The organism is Micromonospora sp. CA-249363 (assembly GCF_050950185.1).
GTDB lineage: Bacteria > Actinomycetota > Actinomycetes > Mycobacteriales > Micromonosporaceae > Micromonospora.
Map to the genome: position 1 here is coordinate 443,752 of NZ_CP192020.1, position 16,647 is coordinate 460,398.

Sequence of the window (16,647 nt, forward strand, 5' to 3'; positions counted from 1 at the left end):
AGCGCATGTTGGACGCCTGCGCCGAACTCGTCGACGAGGTGGGGTACGAGGGGCTGACCACGACCCTGCTCGCGGAGCGCGCCGAAGTGGCGATCGGGTCGGTCTACCAGTTCTTCCCGGACAAGCGGGCGATCGTGCAGGCGTTGACCCTGCGCACGATGGAGTCCTACCTGCAACGGCTCGACGAGCGCTTCGCCTCCGACGAGATGACGCACTGGTGGGACGGCGTCGACGCGGGGATCGACGAGTACATCACGATGCACCGCACCGTCCCCGGGTTCCGTACCCTGCACTTCGGCGACGTGGTCGACCTGCACCTGCTCGACGAGCAGCGCGACAACAACGGCGTCATCGCCGACCAGTTGGCGCGGGTGCTCACCGAGCGCTTCGGTCTGACCGACGTGCCGAAGCTGCGCTTCGTCCTGGAGATCGCCGTGGAAGCCGCCGACGCGCTGATCAAGCTCGCGTTCCGGCGGAAGTCCGACGGCGACGAGCGGGTCCTGCTCGAGGCGAAGGCGCTGATCCGGGAGTACCTGCACCGCCAGGTCGACGGGTGTGAGAGCGAGCAGCACGCCGAGGCCGCCCAGTCCGCCTGACCTGGCGGTGCGCGCACCTAGAGGAAGGCGTGGCCCTCGCCCCGGTAGGTGGGCACGGTCGCCACGACCGTATCCCCCTCGACGAGGTGCAGCTCGTTGACCCGTTCGCACAGCTCACCTGCCTTGGCGTGTCGGAACCACACCCGGTCGCCGACGCGCAGGGCGGCCGCCGCCGCGCCGGAGAGAGGGGTCTGCACCTCGCCGGCGCCCTCGGTGCCCACGAGCTTCAGGCCGGCCGGCAGCCACGGTCGGGGCAGTCGGCTGTCGGCGGCCTGGCCGGAGGCGATCCAACCGCCTCCGAGAACGGTCGCCAACTCCGGCGTCGGCCGGCGGACCACCGCGCAGGCGAAGAACGCCGCCGGGGTGGGCCGCCAGGCGCGGTACGCGTCGAACAGCGTGGGCCCGTACAGGCCCGATCCCGCGGTGACCTCGGTGACCGCGGGATCGGCGCTGGTCGCGGCCACGCTGCCGGTGCCGCCGCCGTTGACGAACTCCAGGTCGGCGTGTTCGCGTACCGCTGCCACCGCGGCACCACGGCGGGCCAGCAGCTCGCGGTAGGAGCCGCGCTGGGCCAGCCTGATCGCGCCCGCCAGCAGCGTCCGCCCCGGCGGCGCGTCGCCCAGCCCGGCGATCTGCGCCTCGTACGACATGAGCCCCACCAGCCGGAAGCCGGCGCGGTCGGCGACGGTGGCGGCGAGCGCGCCGGCCGCCCGGGCGCTGTGCACCGGCGAGCGGCGGACGCCGACGTGCACACCACGCAGCGGTCGCCAGGAGGCGTCCAGGTCCAGGCAGAGTCGCAGCTCGGCGCGTTGCCCCGGGGCGCGGACGGCGTCGACGAAGTCGAGCTGGCCGGTACCGTCGATCATGAGAGTGATCGCGGCGGCGAGCGTCGGGTCGACCGCCAGTTCGGTGAGCGCCGCCCGGTCGGCGGTCGGGTACGCCACCAGCACGTCGTCGCTCAGGCCGGCCCGGACCAGCCAGATCGCCTCGGGCAGGGTGAACGCCATGACGCCCTGCCAGCCGGCTCGGCGAAGCGCTCGGGCGATCAGGTCCCGGCTGCGTACCGACTTGCTGGCCAGCCGGATCGGCTTGCCGGCGGCGCGGTCGGCCAGAGCCGCCGCGTTGGCGTCGAAGGCGGTGAGATCCACCACGGCGTACGGGGGGTCGAGATGGGCGGTCGCCCGGTCCAGGCGCTCGCGCAGTTTGTCGCTTTCGATGGCCACGTGTGCACGCTAACTGTCCGACGATGAATGCGAAATACCCTCGCATACGTCCCGGGCTGCGGTCGATGCCGTCGGCGGCCTAGGCTCAGCGAGCAGGAGAATGTCGCCGGTGGGGCGGCCCCCACCGGGTTTAGAGTGTTCCACCGGGGGTGCCCAGCGATGGGCCGGCACGTGGAGGTACGGCCATCGAAAGCCAGAACAGCGGCGAGTCGCCCGGCGTGTCGCGCGCGGGTGACCAGTCGGGCAGCGCCGCCAACCAGTCCAGCGGTGGTCAGGTCGATGCGTCCGGCTACGCCGCGATTCGCTCGGTACTGCGCATCAGGCCGTTCCGCCGGCTCTGGATCGTACTTGGCGCGGCCTCCTTCGGCGACTGGCTCGGCCTGCTCGCCACCGCCCTCTTCGCCGCGTCGCAGGTGCAGGGCAGCACCGCCCAGGGCGCCGCGTTCGGCGGGGTCACCGCGATCCGGCTGCTTCCCGCTCTGGTGCTCGGCCCGGTGGCCGGCGTCTTCGCCGACCGGTTCGACAGGCGCTGGACGATGGTCATCTGCGACCTGCTGCGCTTCGTGCTCTTCGCCTCCATCCCGCTCTACGCCCTCAGCGGCGCCGCCGGCGGCCTGGTGGTCGGCTGGGCGCTGATCGCCACCTTCCTGATCGAGTCGCTCACCCTGCTCTGGATCCCGGCCAAGGAGGCCGCGGTCCCCAACCTGATCCCACGGGCCCGCCTGGAGGCGGCCAACCAGCTCACGTTGATCACCACGTACGGCCTCACCCCGGTGGCCGCGGCCATCGGCCTCGCGGTGCTCGACCGTGGTGTCAGAGGCGCTGTCGGAGGCGACCTGCCCTCCTGGGCCGAGCCGGCTCAACTCGCACTCTGGTTCAACGCCTTCTCCCGGCTCGCCACCGCGTTGGTGGTGGCGTTCGGGATCAAGGAGATCAGCGACGCGCAGCGCGGCGAGGCGGGGCGTTCCGAGCAGAGCATGTTCCGGCAGTTCTCCGAGGGCTGGAAATTCATCGGCCAGACCCCGCTCGTCCGCGGCCTGGTGCTGGGCATCTTCGGCGCGTTCGCTGGCGGCGGCATCGTGGTCGGCACGGCCAAGTTCTTCGCCAACTCACTGGGCGCCGGCGATGCCGCGTTCTCGCTGCTCTTCGGCGCGATCTTCGTCGGTCTGGCGCTCGGCATCGGGCTCGGCCCGATGGTCGTCAAGGAGATGTCCCGGCGTCGCTGGTTCGGCATGAGCATCGTGCTGGCCAGCGCCGCCGTGATGACCCTCGCCTTCGCCATCCACCTGTCCATGGCGATCGTCGGCGCGGTGCTGGTCGGCGCCGGCGCCGGCATGGCCTTCCTGGCCGGCACCACGCTGCTGGGCGGGGAGGTGGCCGACGAGGTTCGCGGCCGGGTGTTCGCGGTGGTGCAGATCGGCACCCGACTGGTGCTGATCCTGGCCATCGGGCTGAGCAGCGTGCTGGTCGGCGTCGGCGGCTCGCGCAAGCTGGAGATCGCCGACCTCGGCATCTCCGTGTCCTCCACCCGACTGTTGCTGCTCGCGGCCGGCGCCGCCGGCATCTTCGCCGGGATCAGCGCCTTCGGCCAGATGGACGACAAGAAGGGCGTCCCGGTCCTCGCCGACCTCTGGGGCTCGATCCGGGGCCGTCCGCTGACGCCGGCCGAGCCGTTCGTCTCCGCCGGGCTGTTCGTGGTGTTCGAGGGCGGCGAGGGCGCCGGCAAGTCCACCCAACTCGCCGCGCTCGCCGAGCGGCTGCGCACCGACGGGCGCGACGTGCTGGTCACCCGCGAGCCCGGGGCGACGGCCGTCGGCCGGCGGATCCGGTCGCTGGTGCTGGACACCTCCGACGACGAGGCGCCGTCCCCCCGCGCCGAGGCGCTGCTGTACGCCGCCGACCGGGCGCACCACGTGGCCTCCGTGGTCCGGCCCGCGCTGGTCCGCGGCGACGTGGTGATCAGCGACCGGTACGTCGACTCGTCGCTCGCGTACCAGGGTGCCGGGCGCACGCTCCCGGTCGACGAGGTGTCCTGGCTCTCCTCCTGGGCCACCGGCGGCCTCAAGCCCGACCTGGTGGTGCTGCTCGACGTCGAGCCGCGCACCGGCCTGTCCCGGGTCTCCGCGCGCAGCGGGCAGGCCGACCGGCTCGAAGCCGAGTCGATCGCCTTCCACGAGCGCGTCCGCTACGCCTTCCTCGACCTCGCCGCCGCCGACCCGAAGCGCTACCTGGTGCTCGACGCGTCCCGGCCGGCCGACGAGATCACTGCGCTGGTGGTCCGGCGCGTCGAGGAGATGCTGGGCAAGCCCGGCGGCGTCGTGCACCCCCGACCGGCGCAGGGCCCGGACACCTCGGTACAGCCCGAGTTATCCGACGCGGAGCTGGTGACGATGGAGCACAAGACCTGATGCCGGACGTCTTCGCCGATCTGGTCGGTCAGGACGAGGCGGTGACCGAACTGCGCCGGGCCGCCGCCGCGGCGGCCGCCGTGCTGCGGGCCGGGGCGACCGACCGGACGCCCGCGCTCGTCGCACCTGGCGAGGCCGCTCCCGCGCCCGCCGCCGGCGCCCCCGACCCGGCCGCCGGCATGACCCACGCCTGGATCTTCACCGGGCCACCCGGGTCCGGTCGCTCGGTCGCCGCGCGCGCCTTCGCCGCGGCTCTGCAGTGTGCGTACGGCACCGGTTGCGGCGAATGCCCCGGCTGCCACACCACGATGGGCGGGACCAACGCCGACGTCCGGATGGTGGTGCCGGAGGGGCTCTCCATCGGCGTCGGCGAGATGCGCGCGCTGGTGCTCCGCGCGGCCAGCACCCCGTCCGGCGGGCGCTGGCAGGTGGTGGTCATCGAGGACGCCGACCGGCTCACCGAGGCAGCCGGTAACGCCCTGCTCAAGGCCATCGAGGAGCCGCCACCGCGGACGGTCTTCCTGCTCTGCGCCCCGTCCACCCACCCGGACGACATCTCGGTGACCATCCGGTCGCGCTGTCGGGTCGTACCCCTGCGGCAGCCGCCGGCCACCGCGGTGGCCGAGGTGCTGGTCCGTCGGGACGGCATCGCGCCCGACGTGGCGCAGTGGGCGGCGGCGGCCGCGCAGGGGCACGTGGGTCGTGCCCGCCGGCTGGCTCGCGACCCGGAGGCCCGCAAGCGGCGTGAGGCGGTACTCGCCGTGCCGCGCCGCCTGACCGGTGTGGGTGCGGCGTTCGACGCGGCTTCCGCGCTGATCGAGGCCGCCGAGGCGGAGGCCGAGGCGTCGGTCGCCGAGGCCGACGCGGCCGAACGGGCGGCGTTGGAGACGGCGCTCGGCGCGGGAGGCACCGGCCGGGGTGCTGCCGGCGCGATCCGGGGTGCTGCCGGTCAGCTCAAGGATCTGGAGAAGCGGCAGAAGTCGCGGGCCACCCGCGCTCAGCGCGACGCGCTGGACCGGGCGCTCGTCGATCTGGCCGGCTTCTACCGTGACGCGCTCACCATGGCGCTGCGGGCACCTGTCGACCCGGTGCACACCGACACCGCCGCGCTCGCCGGTGCCGGCGCCCAGAAGTGGGACGCCGAGGGGTCGCTGCGCCGGCTGGAGGCCGTGCTCGCCTGCCGTGCGGCCATCGACGCGAACGTCAAGCCGCGCATCGCCGTCGAGGCGATGATGCTCGCCCTCTGGAAGGGCTGACGCGCAGCTCCCACCGGTTGTCCACAGCCATCGACACGTGCGATTGCTGTGCGGTACGGTCCGGTGTGCCGTGGTGACGGTGGCGGCACGCTCAGTGAGGACCCATCCGGGAGGAGTCGCCGATGCCGCGGGGGGAGATCGACGAGGCCTGGATCGAGGAGGCGGTGCGGCGCTACCGCCGTATCGAGTCGCTGCAGGCCGAGTTCGACCAGGCCGTGTCGACGGTCGAGGTCACCGTCCGTTCGCCGGACGGGTTGGTCGAGGTGGTGGTCACCGCCGCCGGGCGCATCACCGACGTCCGGTTCCTGGGGCCACTGCACGCCCGCAGCCCGCGCGACGTGGCCGGCTCGGTGCAGGCCGCGGTCACCGCCGCGGCGGACGCGGCCGAGTGGGCCCGGGAGAAGCTGCACAACGAGACGTTCACCGCCTACCGACCGCTCGCGGGGGCCTGACATGGACACGCTGCGGGCGCTCTCCGCCCGGTTGGACGAGGCGAGCGCCACGCTCACCACCCTGTCCCACACCGTTACCGCGAGCGATCCGGCGCAGGCCGCGTTCGGCGCGGACGCCCCGGGCCGCCCCGGCGAGATCGGTCGCGCCCTGCACCGGCAGTGGGCCGCCGCCACCGACGACCGCGCCCGCGAGGCACGAGCTGCCGCCGGCCGCCTGGCCGCCGCCGCCTCGGCGGTCCGCGAGGCCGCCGACCGGTACGCCGAGGTCGACCGGGCCGCCCGCCGCCGCATCACCGGAGAGCCGTGATGGACCCACTGGACCGGCTCGCCGAACCCGGCCTCGACCTGCTGCGCCGGGTGGACGCGTTGCTCGCGGCCGGTGTGCCCGAGGGCCACCGGGTGTGGCCCCTGCTCCGCCGGATGCAGGTGCTGCCCGGCGACGCCGTCCGGGGCTTCCTCGATCTGCACCCAGCACCGCTCGTCAGCGCCGGGCACGCCGTGCGCCGGCTCGTCCGGGGGTACGACGACGTCGGCGCCGCGCTCACCGACCCCGTGCTCTGGTCCGGCCCGGCCGCCTCGGCGTACGGGCAGGAGCGTGCCGCGCTGCTGCGCCACCTGGACGAGGGGCCGGAGAGCCTGGTCGGGCGGATGGAGTCCACCGCCGGGTACGCGGACGCGCTGGCCGACTGGGTGGAGGGCAGCCGTCTCGCCCTCGCCCGCACGTTGGCCGACCTGCTGCGCTCGGCCGAGGCGGTGGCAGTGGTCGCCGCTACCGCCGCCGGCCCACCGAACCGCCTGACACCGGTCGGGCCGGGCGTCGCCGACGCCGCCGAGATCGCCGCGCGGGTGCTCGCGGTCCTCTGCGTCGCGTACGACGGCGCCGAGACGCTGCTGCGCCAGTGGGCGCCGAGCCTGGCCGAGTCCGCCTGGCGGTCGCCGACCCAGGAGCGCGCCCGTTACGACCAGCACACCCGGGTCGGCTGGTAGCCGTATCCGGCGTCCGGTCAGCGGGCCGGTCGTGGTGTTTGGTTCGGGGCCGGGCGTGGTTTTGGTGCGCGGACAGGCCACGGCGTCGCTCGCGGGCGCCAGAGCAGAGCCGGCGCCCACGGCGACGCCGTGGTCTTCCCCCTGCACCCCCCGCAGGTCTGTCTCCACTCAACGCTGCCCGGCAGCGTTTGTCCCCTTCCCGGGCATGGATTCAACCGTCCGGGCGAGGATCATCGGCACGACGGGTGGCCCGGCAATCGGTCAAGTCGACGGTCATGAATGGCACTGGAGGTATCGCCCCCGACGTCCTTCGCGGTGATCCGTCGTAGGGTGGGGGGATGGGCATGCTCTGCGCGGTCAGCTTCAACCGGTACGGGCGCCTCTACTACCTCGACCCAGGCGACCTGCGTCCCCAGGTGGGCGACCGGGTGCTCGTGCCGACCGACGACGGGCCCGAGGTTGCCGAGTGCGTCTGGGCCGCCCAGTGGGTGAGCGAGGAGACCGACGGCTTCCCCCGGCTGGTGGGGTTGGCCGGCGACGACGACCTGCGCCGTGACGAGGCGCTGCGCCGCCGTAAGGCCGAGGCGAAGGTGGCGGCCAAGCGGCTGATCCGCGCGCACGGCCTGCCGATGAAGGTGGTGGCCGTCGACCATGTGCTCGGCTCCGCCGACGGCGGTGGCGAGCGCAGCACGGTCTACTTCACCGCCCCGCACCGGGTGGACTTCCGGTCACTTGTCCGCGACCTGGGCGCCACCCTGCACTGCCGGGTCGAGCTGCGCCAACTCTCGGCGCGCGACTCGGCTCGGGTCCAGGGCGGCATCGGCTCGTGTGGTCGTGACCTGTGTTGCGCGACGTTCCTCACCGACTTCGAGCCGGTGACCATCCGGATGGCCAAGGACCAGGACCTGCCCCTCAACCCGCTGCGCATCTCGGGGGCGTGCGGTCGGCTGATGTGCTGCCTCAAGTACGAACACCCGCTGTACCAGCGCTTCCAGGAGACCGCGCCCGCTGTCGGCAGTCGGGTGACGACGCCCGAGGGCAGCGGTCGGGTGGTCGGCCACAGCGTGCCCCGCGACGCGGTCACCGTACGCCTCGACGCGGACGGCTCCCGCTGCTCCTGCTCCCGAGCCTCCGTCTGCGCCCCCCGCCAGGCCCACGACCAGCACTACACCTCCTAACCCCGTCCGCCCGGCCCCGCCCGGCCCCGCCGGCCCCGCCGGCCCCGCCCGGCCCCGTTGATCATGAAGTTATTGCCACCGCTGTCGGCGTGTCGGAGCAATAACTTCATGATCAACGGGGCTGTGGGCAGTCCGTCAGGACAGGACTACCGGGGGTTCTGTCAGGTGAGGGGTTAGGGGAGTCTTGGGGAGCAGCCAGCTTGCGGTGGGGGTCTGGTCGGGGTTGACCTGCCAGTCTCGGGACACCCGGTCGACGCCGATCGCGTACACGGTCAGCGTGCCGTCGGGGTCGATGCGCAGCCGCAGGAACGACTTGGAGTCCTCGATGCCCTGGCCGGCGAACAGTTCGTTGACGTTGACCCCGAAGGCACCCGCCACCAGCAGATACGCCGCGACCAGCTGGCTCGCCACCAGGCCGATGACCGGGCCGTACACCACCACTGCGGCGACGGCCGGCAGCGGCCACGGCCAGTCGTAGAACGGCAGTGCCAACCAGATCCAGGTGCCGCCGGCCGCCAACGCCACATGGGCCACACCGTGGCCGACGCCGAGGAGCCAGTGCCGCGCGTGTCGCTTGCCGCTGGCGCTGGGCGGCTTGGCGAACAGGATCGCCGCGATCACCGTCACCAGCACCATCAACACCAGCGGGACGCTGAACAGCCGCTGATCGCTCTTGTCGGCCCAGTTCGCCGTCGCACCCGCCATGGCCAGCATCAGCAGGGTGTGCAGGATGCCGAGCAGGGTGGCGAAGCCCGGGTTGCGGAACGGTAGGCGTCCGAAGATGCCCCAGCCGTAGCGGCGCGAGCGGGCCGCATCCGGGTAGCGGGCCACCAGGTCGTACGGCTGAGTGCGGCTGGCCCGCCGGGCCAGCGTGTCGCGCGGTGGCACCTCGATGCGCTCGGGCAGCTTGTGCGTGGGGTACAGGTACGCCCCACCGCCGCCGCAGGTGATCAACTCCCGGTCGGGGCCGGCGTAGCGGGCGTAGTGGTGCAGGTCCCCGGAGAGCAGCAGTCGCACCCGTGCCCCGGACGGGTCGATGATCGTACGCACGAAGTAGTCGATCGAGTCGTACGCCGTGGGGTCGTCGGCGGCCTTGACCCACGTCGGCGACGGCGTCGCGATGATCACCTTCGACTCCGGGGTGAGCCGCCGGGCCACCTCGTCGAAGTAGGCCAACTGCGGGTCGTCCAGGTACGAGCCGGACTGGTCGTCCACGCCCAGCAGCCACCAACCGGCCGGCAACTCCACGGCGAAGTACGACCGCGACTGCCCGGTACGCCAGCCGGCGAAGTTACGGTCCCGGGAGCGGACGAACAGGCGTAGGAAAGCGGTCAGGCCGTCGTACCAGTCATGGTTGCCCGGCACCGCGAACAGCGTGGGACGGTCGGGCGGCGTCGCCGGCAACGCGGCCTGGTAGGGGCCCTTGCAGCGGTTCTCGTACTCGGCGTAGGCCGCCGACGGGTAGACCTGGTCGCCACCCATCACGAGAGTCTGCGCGCGGGGCAGCCGGTGCCCGTCCACGGTCAGCTCCGACTGAGCCAGCAGGTACGCGACGGAGTAGGTGGCGTGGAAGCCGTCGCCGAGGTCGGCCACGTAGTCGAGCCAGAGCCCACCGTCCGGCCCGGCCTGGCGGAAGATGTCGTCACCGAAGGCGTTCTGCAACTCGCGCTTGTCGAGGTACGCGCCGAAGAGGATCGCCAGCAGCGTCCGGATGCCGGTGCTGATCAAAAGGAACGGCGCGAGCCACGGCACCGGCTTGCGAGGGGTGAAGCCCAGTTCCAGTGGGTCGGTGGAGCGTGGGCGGCGAGGAGCCGGCTCTCCGTCGGGTTGCTCGTCCGCCGGTGCCTGGTGATCGTCGCGTTCGTCAGTCACCCGCCGCAGCGTAGTACCGGTCTGCGTCCAGCGCTGTCCGGTAATTGGCCGGATGGCGGCGCTTGTCCGTTTGGTGATGACGGGAGCGTCGGGGGTATCCCGCTCGGCCCTGGGCGGAGGGGTGCCGTACACTTGCTGATCGTTGCCGCCTTAGCTCAGTCGGCTAGAGCGACGCACTCGTAATGCGTAGGTCGACGGTTCGATTCCGTCAGGCGGCTCCAGGGGTGAGGCCCTGGTCAGCAGGAATGCTGGCCAGGGCCTCATGTTTATCCATGTAGTCCTGAGCTGCCCTTAGAAACCGCAGCCCGGTCGCGGTCCGCGCCGGCTGCGTCACGGTGCTCGCCGGTCGATCGCTGGCCCGCAGACTCGGGCCCGTCGAACTCGTCGATGCGATCTGCGGCCCTGTCGGGGGCGTTCGCGGCGCGTTCGCAGGCTTGCGCGACCAGTTCCGCCGAGTCACGGGCCCGATCGGCGTTGACCCGGCGGTCGCCGCCTGCCCACTGGTCAGACCGCGGGCGTCGATGAGCTGTTGATCGAGCTCGTCACGCCGGTCCGCGCGCTCCGTGACTCGTTCACCGGCCTCATCGGCACGCCGACTCGTCCGCCCGCCGTGGGCTTCGCGATCGCCGTCCTGGGCTGCTGCTCTGCCGCCCGGGGGGTTCAGGCCCTACTTGACATCATCGAATATCGAAGTACTTAGGGATGCGCGATGCGGGGTCCTCGGGTACGCGTTCGGGCGAAAGAGCGGGGAAGTTCTGTGCGCTTCGAAGTTCTTGGGCCACTGCGGGTGACCGTCGGCGATAGTACTGAGGTTTCCGTCGGCGGACGACAGCATCAGCTCCTCCTGGCTGCGCTTGTCGCGTCGAGGGGCCGCAGCGTCAGCGACGATGTGCTGGCCGAAGCTGTGTGGGGTCGGCGGACCGAGGCATCCAGCCAGGTCGGGCTGCGGGTGCTGGTGCACGGGCTGCGGCGGGCGTTGGGGGCGACGGCGATCGGGCGTACCAACCGCCTCTACAGGTTGATCGGCGAGGTGGACGCTGACGAGTTCGAGTCGCTCGCCCAGCGGGCTGAAGCCCTCGCCCACGCCGGGGCGGCGGCGGAGGCCCGCGATGTCTTCCGGGCCGCGCTCGCGCTGTGGCGGGGGCCCGCGTTCGCCGGCACGGCGGCTGGCGACGTCGTGCGCGCCGAGGCCGACCGGCTCGACGACCTTCGATTGACCGTTCACGAGCGGGTCCTGGAAGTCGACCTCGACTTGGGCGCGGTCCCCGACGTCGCCGGCGGGCTGGCCGCCCTCGCCGCCGCGCACCCGCTACGCGAACGGCTGCAGGCGTCACTGATGCGGTCACTGGCCCTTGCCGGTCGCCGCGCCGAGGCGCTGGCGGTCTACGAACGCACTCGCCGGCAGTTGGCCGACGAGCTCGGCGTCGATCCAGGCGACCTGCTCCGCAAGGTCTACACCGACCTGATCCGCGGAGGCGCGACACCGACTGCGGTGATCGAGAGACCCTCGCAACTCCCACCCGCCCCGAGCCATTTCCACGCTCGCGCGGCAGAGTTGGCCGCACTCGACGCGGTCTGCGACGACACCCTTCACGGGAACCGACCCACTGCGGTTGTGGTCGTCAGCGGCGCCGGCGGCATGGGCAAGACCGCCCTGGTCGCCCACTGGTCGCACCTGCGCGCGGCCCGGTTCAGCGATGGCCGGCTGTATCTGGACTTCGACGCGCATCCGGAGCCCGACACCGCCCTCGGCCGGGCGCTGCTCGATCTTGGCGTGCCGCCGGAGGACGTGCCCGGCACCGCCGCCGACCGGTCGGCCCGACTCCGCTCGATCATGGCGACCCGCAGTCTCCTGATCGTGCTCGACAACGTCGTCAGCGCCACGCAGGCCCGCCCGTTCCTGCCCGGCTCCTATACCAGTGCGCTCGTGGTCGGCAGCCGCGAGCGTCTCGACGGGCTGGTCGCCCGCGATGGCGCCGCCCTTGTCTCGATCGGCCCGCTGCGGCCGGAGGACTCGCTTGCCCTCCTACGCGCGGTCGGCGGACTGCCACCGGCGCACTCAGACTCCGGCGATCTGCGAGACCTCGCTCAGCTGTGCGGCGGTCTCCCGCTCGCCCTGCGGATCGTCGGCGCCCACCTGCGGCTCGGTGCGTCCACAGCCGGTCTGCTCGCCGAACTGCGCGACGAGACGACCCGCCTGGAACGCCTGCGCACGGCCGACGGGGACGCCGCCGTCCACCCGATGATGGCCGTCTCGTACCGCCGGCTCGACGAACCCGCGCGGCGCCTGCTGCGCTGGCTGGGCCGCGTGACCGGCGGACCGATCCCGGTGGCCGCCCTGGCCGCCCTCGCCGGCGTCGACCTCACGACGGCCAGCGGCGCCGTCGAGACGCTGGCCCGGGCCAACCTGGTCGGATCGACCGACGACGGCCGGGTCACCGTCCATCAGCTGATCCGCATGTTCGCCAGCGGCCAGGGCCAACGTGAGGACGACGCCGCGACCCACCGGGCCGGCGAACGGCGCCTGCTGACCTGGTACGCCCACGCCGTCGTCCGCGCCGACCGGCGGATCCGTCCGACCGTGCGACGGTCCGACGACCCGGACGCCGCACTCGACGGCCCGCGTCGCCCGGACGGTGTGCCTCGGATCGAGGGTCTCCCGACCCTGCCCGACGTGGCCTCCGCCGTCGAGTTCCTCGACGTCGAGGCCGACACGCTCACCGCCCTCCTCGGCCGGACCGGCGCGGACCACCCCGACCTCGCCTGGCGGATCAGCGCCGACCTACGTGGCTGGCTGCAACGGCGCGCTTCCCGCAGCACCTGGCTCGCGATCGCCGAGCAGGGCGCTGCCGCAGCCGCGGCCGTGGGGGCGATCGCCGGCGAGGCAAGCCTGCGGGTCAGCGTCGGCGTCGCCCATAGTCTCCTTCTCGACCGGGTGTCCGCGCAGGCCGCGTACGAACGCGCGATCGACCTCTACTCGAGGGCGGACGACATCGCCGGGACGGTGGACACTTATGCCAGCCTCGGCGCGTTACTCACCGAGAGCGGCGCGCTCGACGAGGCTCTGGAACCACTCGAACTCGCCCAGGTGATGGCCTCCCGCCTGGACGACCCGGACCTCACGTTCAAGGTCGAGCTGAACCTGGGGTTCCTGCATCGGCGTGCCGGCCGTCTGCACCTCGCCTTGCAGGCGTACGAAACTGCGCTGGCCGAGGCCGAGCGCTCCGCCGACCGGGACTGGCTCGCCGCCATCGCGCACATCAACCTCGGCCGGCTCCGCTTCGTCCGCGGCGAGCACGACCGGGCCGCTGAGCACTACCTGCTCGCCGTCGACCTGGCCCGCACCACGGGTGACCGGATGCGCGAGGGGATGGCGCTGCACGGCGTCTCCGATGTGCTGGCCGCCACCGGCGACCGCCCCGGCGCGGTCGCCGCCATGCGGGAGGCGATCAGCCTGCTCGAACCGCTCGGCAACCCACGCCTGCCCGAGATGCGAGCCATCCTCGTCGAGCTGGAGCGCGCAATCTAACGAGAATCCAACATCGGTCCCACACACTCGCCTCTGTCAGGTGCGGCCGCCGCAGCGGTGGCGGCACGAAGACGCGGCCGTAGCACTGGTGCCGCGAAACGCGAGAGGACCGAACCATGTCACTGCCGAAGAAGGCCGCCGCCGTCGGCGCGGCCCTGGGGATGGCCGCCACGCTGGTCGTCTCCGCCCCGGCCGCCGCCGCGTCCAACTACATCTACAACGCCAGCAACCTCGGCTTGGGCGTCATCCACGTCCAGGACGGCAACTACACGCACGGCAACTACGACGTAGTGCTGCCCAAGGGGCAGAAGACCACCATCTACTGGGCGAACGCCGCCGGTTACTACATCGGGCCCGGCTACTGCGCGTACGTCTGGGAACTCAGCGGTGGCAGCTGGCTCCTGATCAACGACAACGTGCTACCAGGCCAGCACTACATCTCCACCACCCGGACGATCAAGGTCGACGTCGAACGCACCTGCGGCTCCTGACGGGGATCGCCGGGCCGCCTCGCCGGACCAGATGACTCCATCGCATTCCCCCATTTGTTGATCGACAACAGAGCGACAAGCTTTCGCCCTGCAAAAGGGTCCGAGCATGACAAGACAGTGATGTTCTTCAAGGAGGTCTCATGAAGCGATCCGTGAGGGTTCTCGGCTCATTGATCCTCGCCGTCGTCGCGGTGGTCACCGTCGCGGCGACACCAGCGGCCGCTGCGCCGTCGGCCAAGTCCGCCGCAGCCCAAGGCGTGGTTTACTACGTCACCAACCTCCACTACCCGGTGCTGGACTACTGCCTCGACGGCAGCACGACCAACGGTGTCCGGCTGCGCACCTGCGACGGAACGACGTTCCAGCAGTGGTATCTGACCAGCAACAATGAGCTGAGGCTCAACCGTTACAGCGGCACGATGTGCCTCGACGCAAGCACGTCCAACGGTGTCCGGCTGCGCACCTGCGACGGCAGCACCTTCCAGCAGTGGGGCGGCAGCGGATACGAGATGCGCCTCATCAACCGCTACTCCGGAACGACGTGCTTGGACGGCAGCGTGTCCAACGGTGTCCGGCTGCGCACGTGCGACGGCACGACGTTCCAACAGTGGGGGTTCGTCTAACCGTAAGTGCTCGCGTAATGCCTGGACGGCGCGCTGCCCACCGCGGGCGGCGCGCCGGCTACACATGCTGGTGGATCGAGAGAAACGCCGCCTCTGGTCGGCTTGGTCTCGGCCCGAACAGGAAGCCGGTCTGCCGAGTCGCTTGGCTGGGTCGATCGGGATGCCAACTGACTCACGACGGAGGTTGGTGGTGCGGTTCTCGCGCTCGTGGGAAGCGACAGGGCAGGGGCCGTACGGGCTCGGTGAGGTCTACGACGACGAGGCGTACGGCAAGCTACCGCCGCTGCCCGAAAGGTTGTTCACCGGGACGTTCGACTGGCTGACTCCCGAGGCGGCGGGACCGGGGCCGTACTACATGGCACCCAATCCGGTACGCGTGGACGGTCCTGACGCGTTCAACCGACGTCTCGCGCGGCACGGCCTTGCTCTGCCGGCGGCGTTCGCGCTGTTCATGGCGAGCAGTTGTCTGCAGAAGTCCGTGCCGTCGAGCACGGCTGGCGAGTGGGAGATCTCGCCTCGGCTGGTGGCCAGCCCCATCGGGGATCACGCGTTCTTCGTGCGGTTCATGAAGGATCAGCAGGGTTGCGGCTACTGGTATCTGTACCTGGGCTTAGACGGCTCCAGCCCGGTGGTGGCTAGCGCTTCCAGCTACGAGCCAGCGGACGATGACGAAGCGCCCAGGATCGCCTCGGCGAGCTTTTTGGCGGACGTCCAGCGGTTGGCACCGAGTTTCGAGCACTTCGTCTACCGGTACTGGATAGAGAATGTCGCCTGGTTCGATCTGGTCTCGTAGAAACGAGATCTGCCGGACCTCAGTCCTGTCGTTCGTCGGTACGTCGACCACCTCAGGGTGCCCGCAGTCTCACCGCTTGACTGTTGGCCGGCGCCGCTTCCCACCGAGCACGGTGCCGCCAACGGGCAGGGTCAACTTTGGTAGCAGGCCCGTGGTAGCTGCCTCCGGAATCCCTGCCCCCTGACTGTCACGGTTCCGCGCGTGCGACTACAGCCACTCCAGGTCGATGTTGCCGGAGTAGACGCGCGCGACCCGATAGTCGGGACGGCGGAACAGATCCGCCTCGCCGTCGTAGATCGCAACGAGCCAGTCCGCCCCGTGCCACCAGGTGTCGACCCCGCCGGCGGTGGCGAGCCCTGGCAGTCAGGCTGGACGGTGCGTCACGGAGGTACCGCCTCACGACGGCAGCCTCCGGCGGTGGCCACACAAGGATTTCCGGTCAGGCTGTCACCGTCTTCTTTCCGCCTCCGCCGTTTTACGCGAGATCCACTCAGGATGATGTGGCGTGGATCTCGTAGCATTGATGGCGGACGTTCGGTTGAGGAGCGGGGAGTGGTGGCATGAAGTTCGACATGGGGGCGCAGACGCTCGGCAGTCTGACCAAGCAGACGCAGGGTTCCTCCGATGATCTCGGTTCTCTCATCAAGCAGTTGATCGCGGCAGCCGAGCCGTTGCAGGGGAACTTCAACGGGGCCGGGCGGGTGGCATTCGACTCGTTCAAGGCCAATGCCGATTCGATCACCGCCGAACTGAACTCCTCCCTGGGCGCGATTCTGGGCGGCCAGGGTGGGATGGACTCCGCATTCGGCCAGGGCGACACCGAGATGTCGGACAATGCCAGGTCGTCCGAGGGCACCGCGAACTTCGACGCCGCCAGGTTCTCCAGCAGCCGCTGACACGGGGAGTGACAGTCATGACAGACCGACGTAGTTTCGACACCGGCACCTCCCAGCAGGTACAGGGCGATCTTGCCGGCATCGTCGCCCGACTCGAGGCGGTGATCTCGCAGCGCAGTTCCGACGTCGCGGCGGCGATGGCCGACTTCCAGGCCGACGGTGTGTCCGAGGATTACCGGACCGTCGAGGACCGGTGGAACCGGGCAGCGGGCGAGGTCCGCACGATCATCGACCTGGTCAAGACCACCATGACGAAGAACGACGAGACGGCGAACACCACGCTGTCCCGGGCCCGTTCTGCGGTGCAGTCGATCGGTTGAGTCGTTATCCGACGAGTTGTTGA

Annotated in this window: 15 protein-coding genes and 1 tRNA gene; 14 read left to right on the forward strand and 2 right to left on the reverse strand. The window is 71.2% G+C overall.

Annotated features, from left to right (window positions below):
- The first annotated feature begins 5 nt into the window (after nt 1-5).
- Entirely contained in the window at nt 6-596 is a 591-nt protein-coding gene (locus ACQPZK_RS02135) for a TetR family transcriptional regulator (protein ID WP_433539083.1), read from the forward strand.
- 17 nt (nt 597-613) lie between these two features.
- Here the strand turns inward: ACQPZK_RS02135 and ACQPZK_RS02140 are convergent, their stop codons facing one another.
- Nucleotides 614-1,819, reverse strand: coding sequence for an amino acid deaminase/aldolase (locus ACQPZK_RS02140; RefSeq protein WP_433536672.1), 1,206 nt, complete (start codon nt 1,817-1,819; stop codon nt 614-616).
- Between the two features lie 317 nt (nt 1,820-2,136).
- Here ACQPZK_RS02140 and tmk point away from each other — a divergent pair, with 317 nt between their 5' ends.
- The 6 genes from tmk (at nt 2,137) to ACQPZK_RS02170 (ending at nt 8,100) form a co-directional block, all read left to right on the forward strand.
- Nucleotides 2,137-4,227: a dTMP kinase gene (gene tmk, locus ACQPZK_RS02145; RefSeq protein ID WP_433539084.1), complete on the forward strand. Its 2,091-nt coding sequence runs from the start codon at nt 2,137-2,139 to the stop codon at nt 4,225-4,227.
- Nucleotides 4,227-5,483: a DNA polymerase III subunit delta' gene (locus ACQPZK_RS02150; protein ID WP_433536673.1), complete on the forward strand. Its 1,257-nt coding sequence runs from the start codon at nt 4,227-4,229 to the stop codon at nt 5,481-5,483. Before tmk ends, ACQPZK_RS02150 begins: the two co-directional genes overlap by 1 nt.
- A 122-nt stretch (nt 5,484-5,605) precedes the next feature.
- The gene (locus tag ACQPZK_RS02155; protein WP_433536674.1) at nt 5,606-5,935 is read left to right on the forward strand and encodes a YbaB/EbfC family nucleoid-associated protein; all 330 of its coding nucleotides are present in this window, start codon (nt 5,606-5,608) and stop codon (nt 5,933-5,935) included.
- 1 nt (nt 5,936) lies between these two features.
- A complete protein-coding gene (locus ACQPZK_RS02160) occupies nt 5,937-6,242 on the forward strand; it encodes a hypothetical protein (protein WP_355049258.1) in 306 nt (101 codons plus the stop codon).
- Entirely contained in the window at nt 6,242-6,922 is a 681-nt protein-coding gene (locus tag ACQPZK_RS02165; RefSeq protein ID WP_433536675.1) for a hypothetical protein, read from the forward strand. The genes ACQPZK_RS02160 and ACQPZK_RS02165 overlap by 1 nt, the downstream gene beginning before the upstream one ends.
- Nucleotides 6,923-7,260: 338 nt before the next feature.
- Nucleotides 7,261-8,100 (forward strand): PSP1 domain-containing protein, encoded by an 840-nt coding sequence (locus ACQPZK_RS02170; protein ID WP_433536676.1) that lies wholly within the window; start codon nt 7,261-7,263, stop codon nt 8,098-8,100.
- A gap of 135 nt (nt 8,101-8,235) precedes the next feature.
- Here the strand turns inward: ACQPZK_RS02170 and ACQPZK_RS02175 are convergent, their stop codons facing one another.
- Entirely contained in the window at nt 8,236-9,981 is a 1,746-nt protein-coding gene (locus tag ACQPZK_RS02175) for a metallophosphoesterase family protein (protein ID WP_433539085.1), read from the reverse strand.
- A gap of 135 nt (nt 9,982-10,116) precedes the next feature.
- On the opposite strand from ACQPZK_RS02175, the gene ACQPZK_RS02180 reads away from it, so the two are divergent.
- The 7 genes from ACQPZK_RS02180 to ACQPZK_RS02210 all read left to right on the forward strand — a co-directional run bounded on the left by ACQPZK_RS02180 (nt 10,117) and on the right by ACQPZK_RS02210 (nt 16,624).
- Nucleotides 10,117-10,193, forward strand: a tRNA-Thr gene (locus tag ACQPZK_RS02180).
- A 668-nt stretch (nt 10,194-10,861) separates the two neighbouring features.
- Entirely contained in the window at nt 10,862-13,501 is a 2,640-nt protein-coding gene (locus ACQPZK_RS02185; protein ID WP_433536677.1) for a BTAD domain-containing putative transcriptional regulator, read from the forward strand.
- 116 nt (nt 13,502-13,617) lie between these two features.
- Nucleotides 13,618-13,992, forward strand: a complete 375-nt coding sequence (locus tag ACQPZK_RS02190) for a hypothetical protein (protein ID WP_433536678.1) — start codon at nt 13,618-13,620, stop codon at nt 13,990-13,992.
- A gap of 140 nt (nt 13,993-14,132) precedes the next feature.
- Nucleotides 14,133-14,615, forward strand: a complete 483-nt coding sequence (locus tag ACQPZK_RS02195) for an RICIN domain-containing protein (protein WP_433536679.1) — start codon at nt 14,133-14,135, stop codon at nt 14,613-14,615.
- A 187-nt stretch (nt 14,616-14,802) separates the two neighbouring features.
- Entirely contained in the window at nt 14,803-15,408 is a 606-nt protein-coding gene (locus tag ACQPZK_RS02200) for a hypothetical protein (RefSeq protein ID WP_433536680.1), read from the forward strand.
- 560 nt (nt 15,409-15,968) lie between these two features.
- The gene (locus tag ACQPZK_RS02205) at nt 15,969-16,304 is read left to right on the forward strand and encodes a hypothetical protein (protein ID WP_421474165.1); all 336 of its coding nucleotides are present in this window, start codon (nt 15,969-15,971) and stop codon (nt 16,302-16,304) included.
- Nucleotides 16,305-16,321: 17 nt separating this feature from the next.
- Nucleotides 16,322-16,624 (forward strand): pore-forming ESAT-6 family protein, encoded by a 303-nt coding sequence (locus ACQPZK_RS02210; protein ID WP_433536681.1) that lies wholly within the window; start codon nt 16,322-16,324, stop codon nt 16,622-16,624.
- Nucleotides 16,625-16,647 lie beyond the last annotated feature (23 nt).

Bases quoted from the DNA above. Each gene is read 5' to 3' on its own strand.
- ACQPZK_RS02135 (WP_433539083.1), top strand. From the start codon at position 6: ATGTTGGACGCCTGCGCCGAACTCGTCGACGAGGTGGGGTACGAGGGG.
- ACQPZK_RS02190 (WP_433536678.1), top strand. From the start codon at position 13,618: ATGTCACTGCCGAAGAAGGCCGCCGCCGTCGGCGCGGCCCTGGGGATG.
- ACQPZK_RS02155 (WP_433536674.1), top strand. From the start codon at position 5,606: ATGCCGCGGGGGGAGATCGACGAGGCCTGGATCGAGGAGGCGGTGCGG.
- ACQPZK_RS02205 (WP_421474165.1), top strand. From the start codon at position 15,969: ATGAAGTTCGACATGGGGGCGCAGACGCTCGGCAGTCTGACCAAGCAG.
- ACQPZK_RS02160 (WP_355049258.1), top strand. From the start codon at position 5,937: ATGGACACGCTGCGGGCGCTCTCCGCCCGGTTGGACGAGGCGAGCGCC.
- ACQPZK_RS02195 (WP_433536679.1), top strand. From the start codon at position 14,133: ATGAAGCGATCCGTGAGGGTTCTCGGCTCATTGATCCTCGCCGTCGTC.
- ACQPZK_RS02150 (WP_433536673.1), top strand. From the start codon at position 4,227: ATGCCGGACGTCTTCGCCGATCTGGTCGGTCAGGACGAGGCGGTGACC.
- ACQPZK_RS02210 (WP_433536681.1), top strand. From the start codon at position 16,322: ATGACAGACCGACGTAGTTTCGACACCGGCACCTCCCAGCAGGTACAG.
- ACQPZK_RS02170 (WP_433536676.1), top strand. From the start codon at position 7,261: ATGGGCATGCTCTGCGCGGTCAGCTTCAACCGGTACGGGCGCCTCTAC.
- ACQPZK_RS02165 (WP_433536675.1), top strand. From the start codon at position 6,242: ATGGACCCACTGGACCGGCTCGCCGAACCCGGCCTCGACCTGCTGCGC.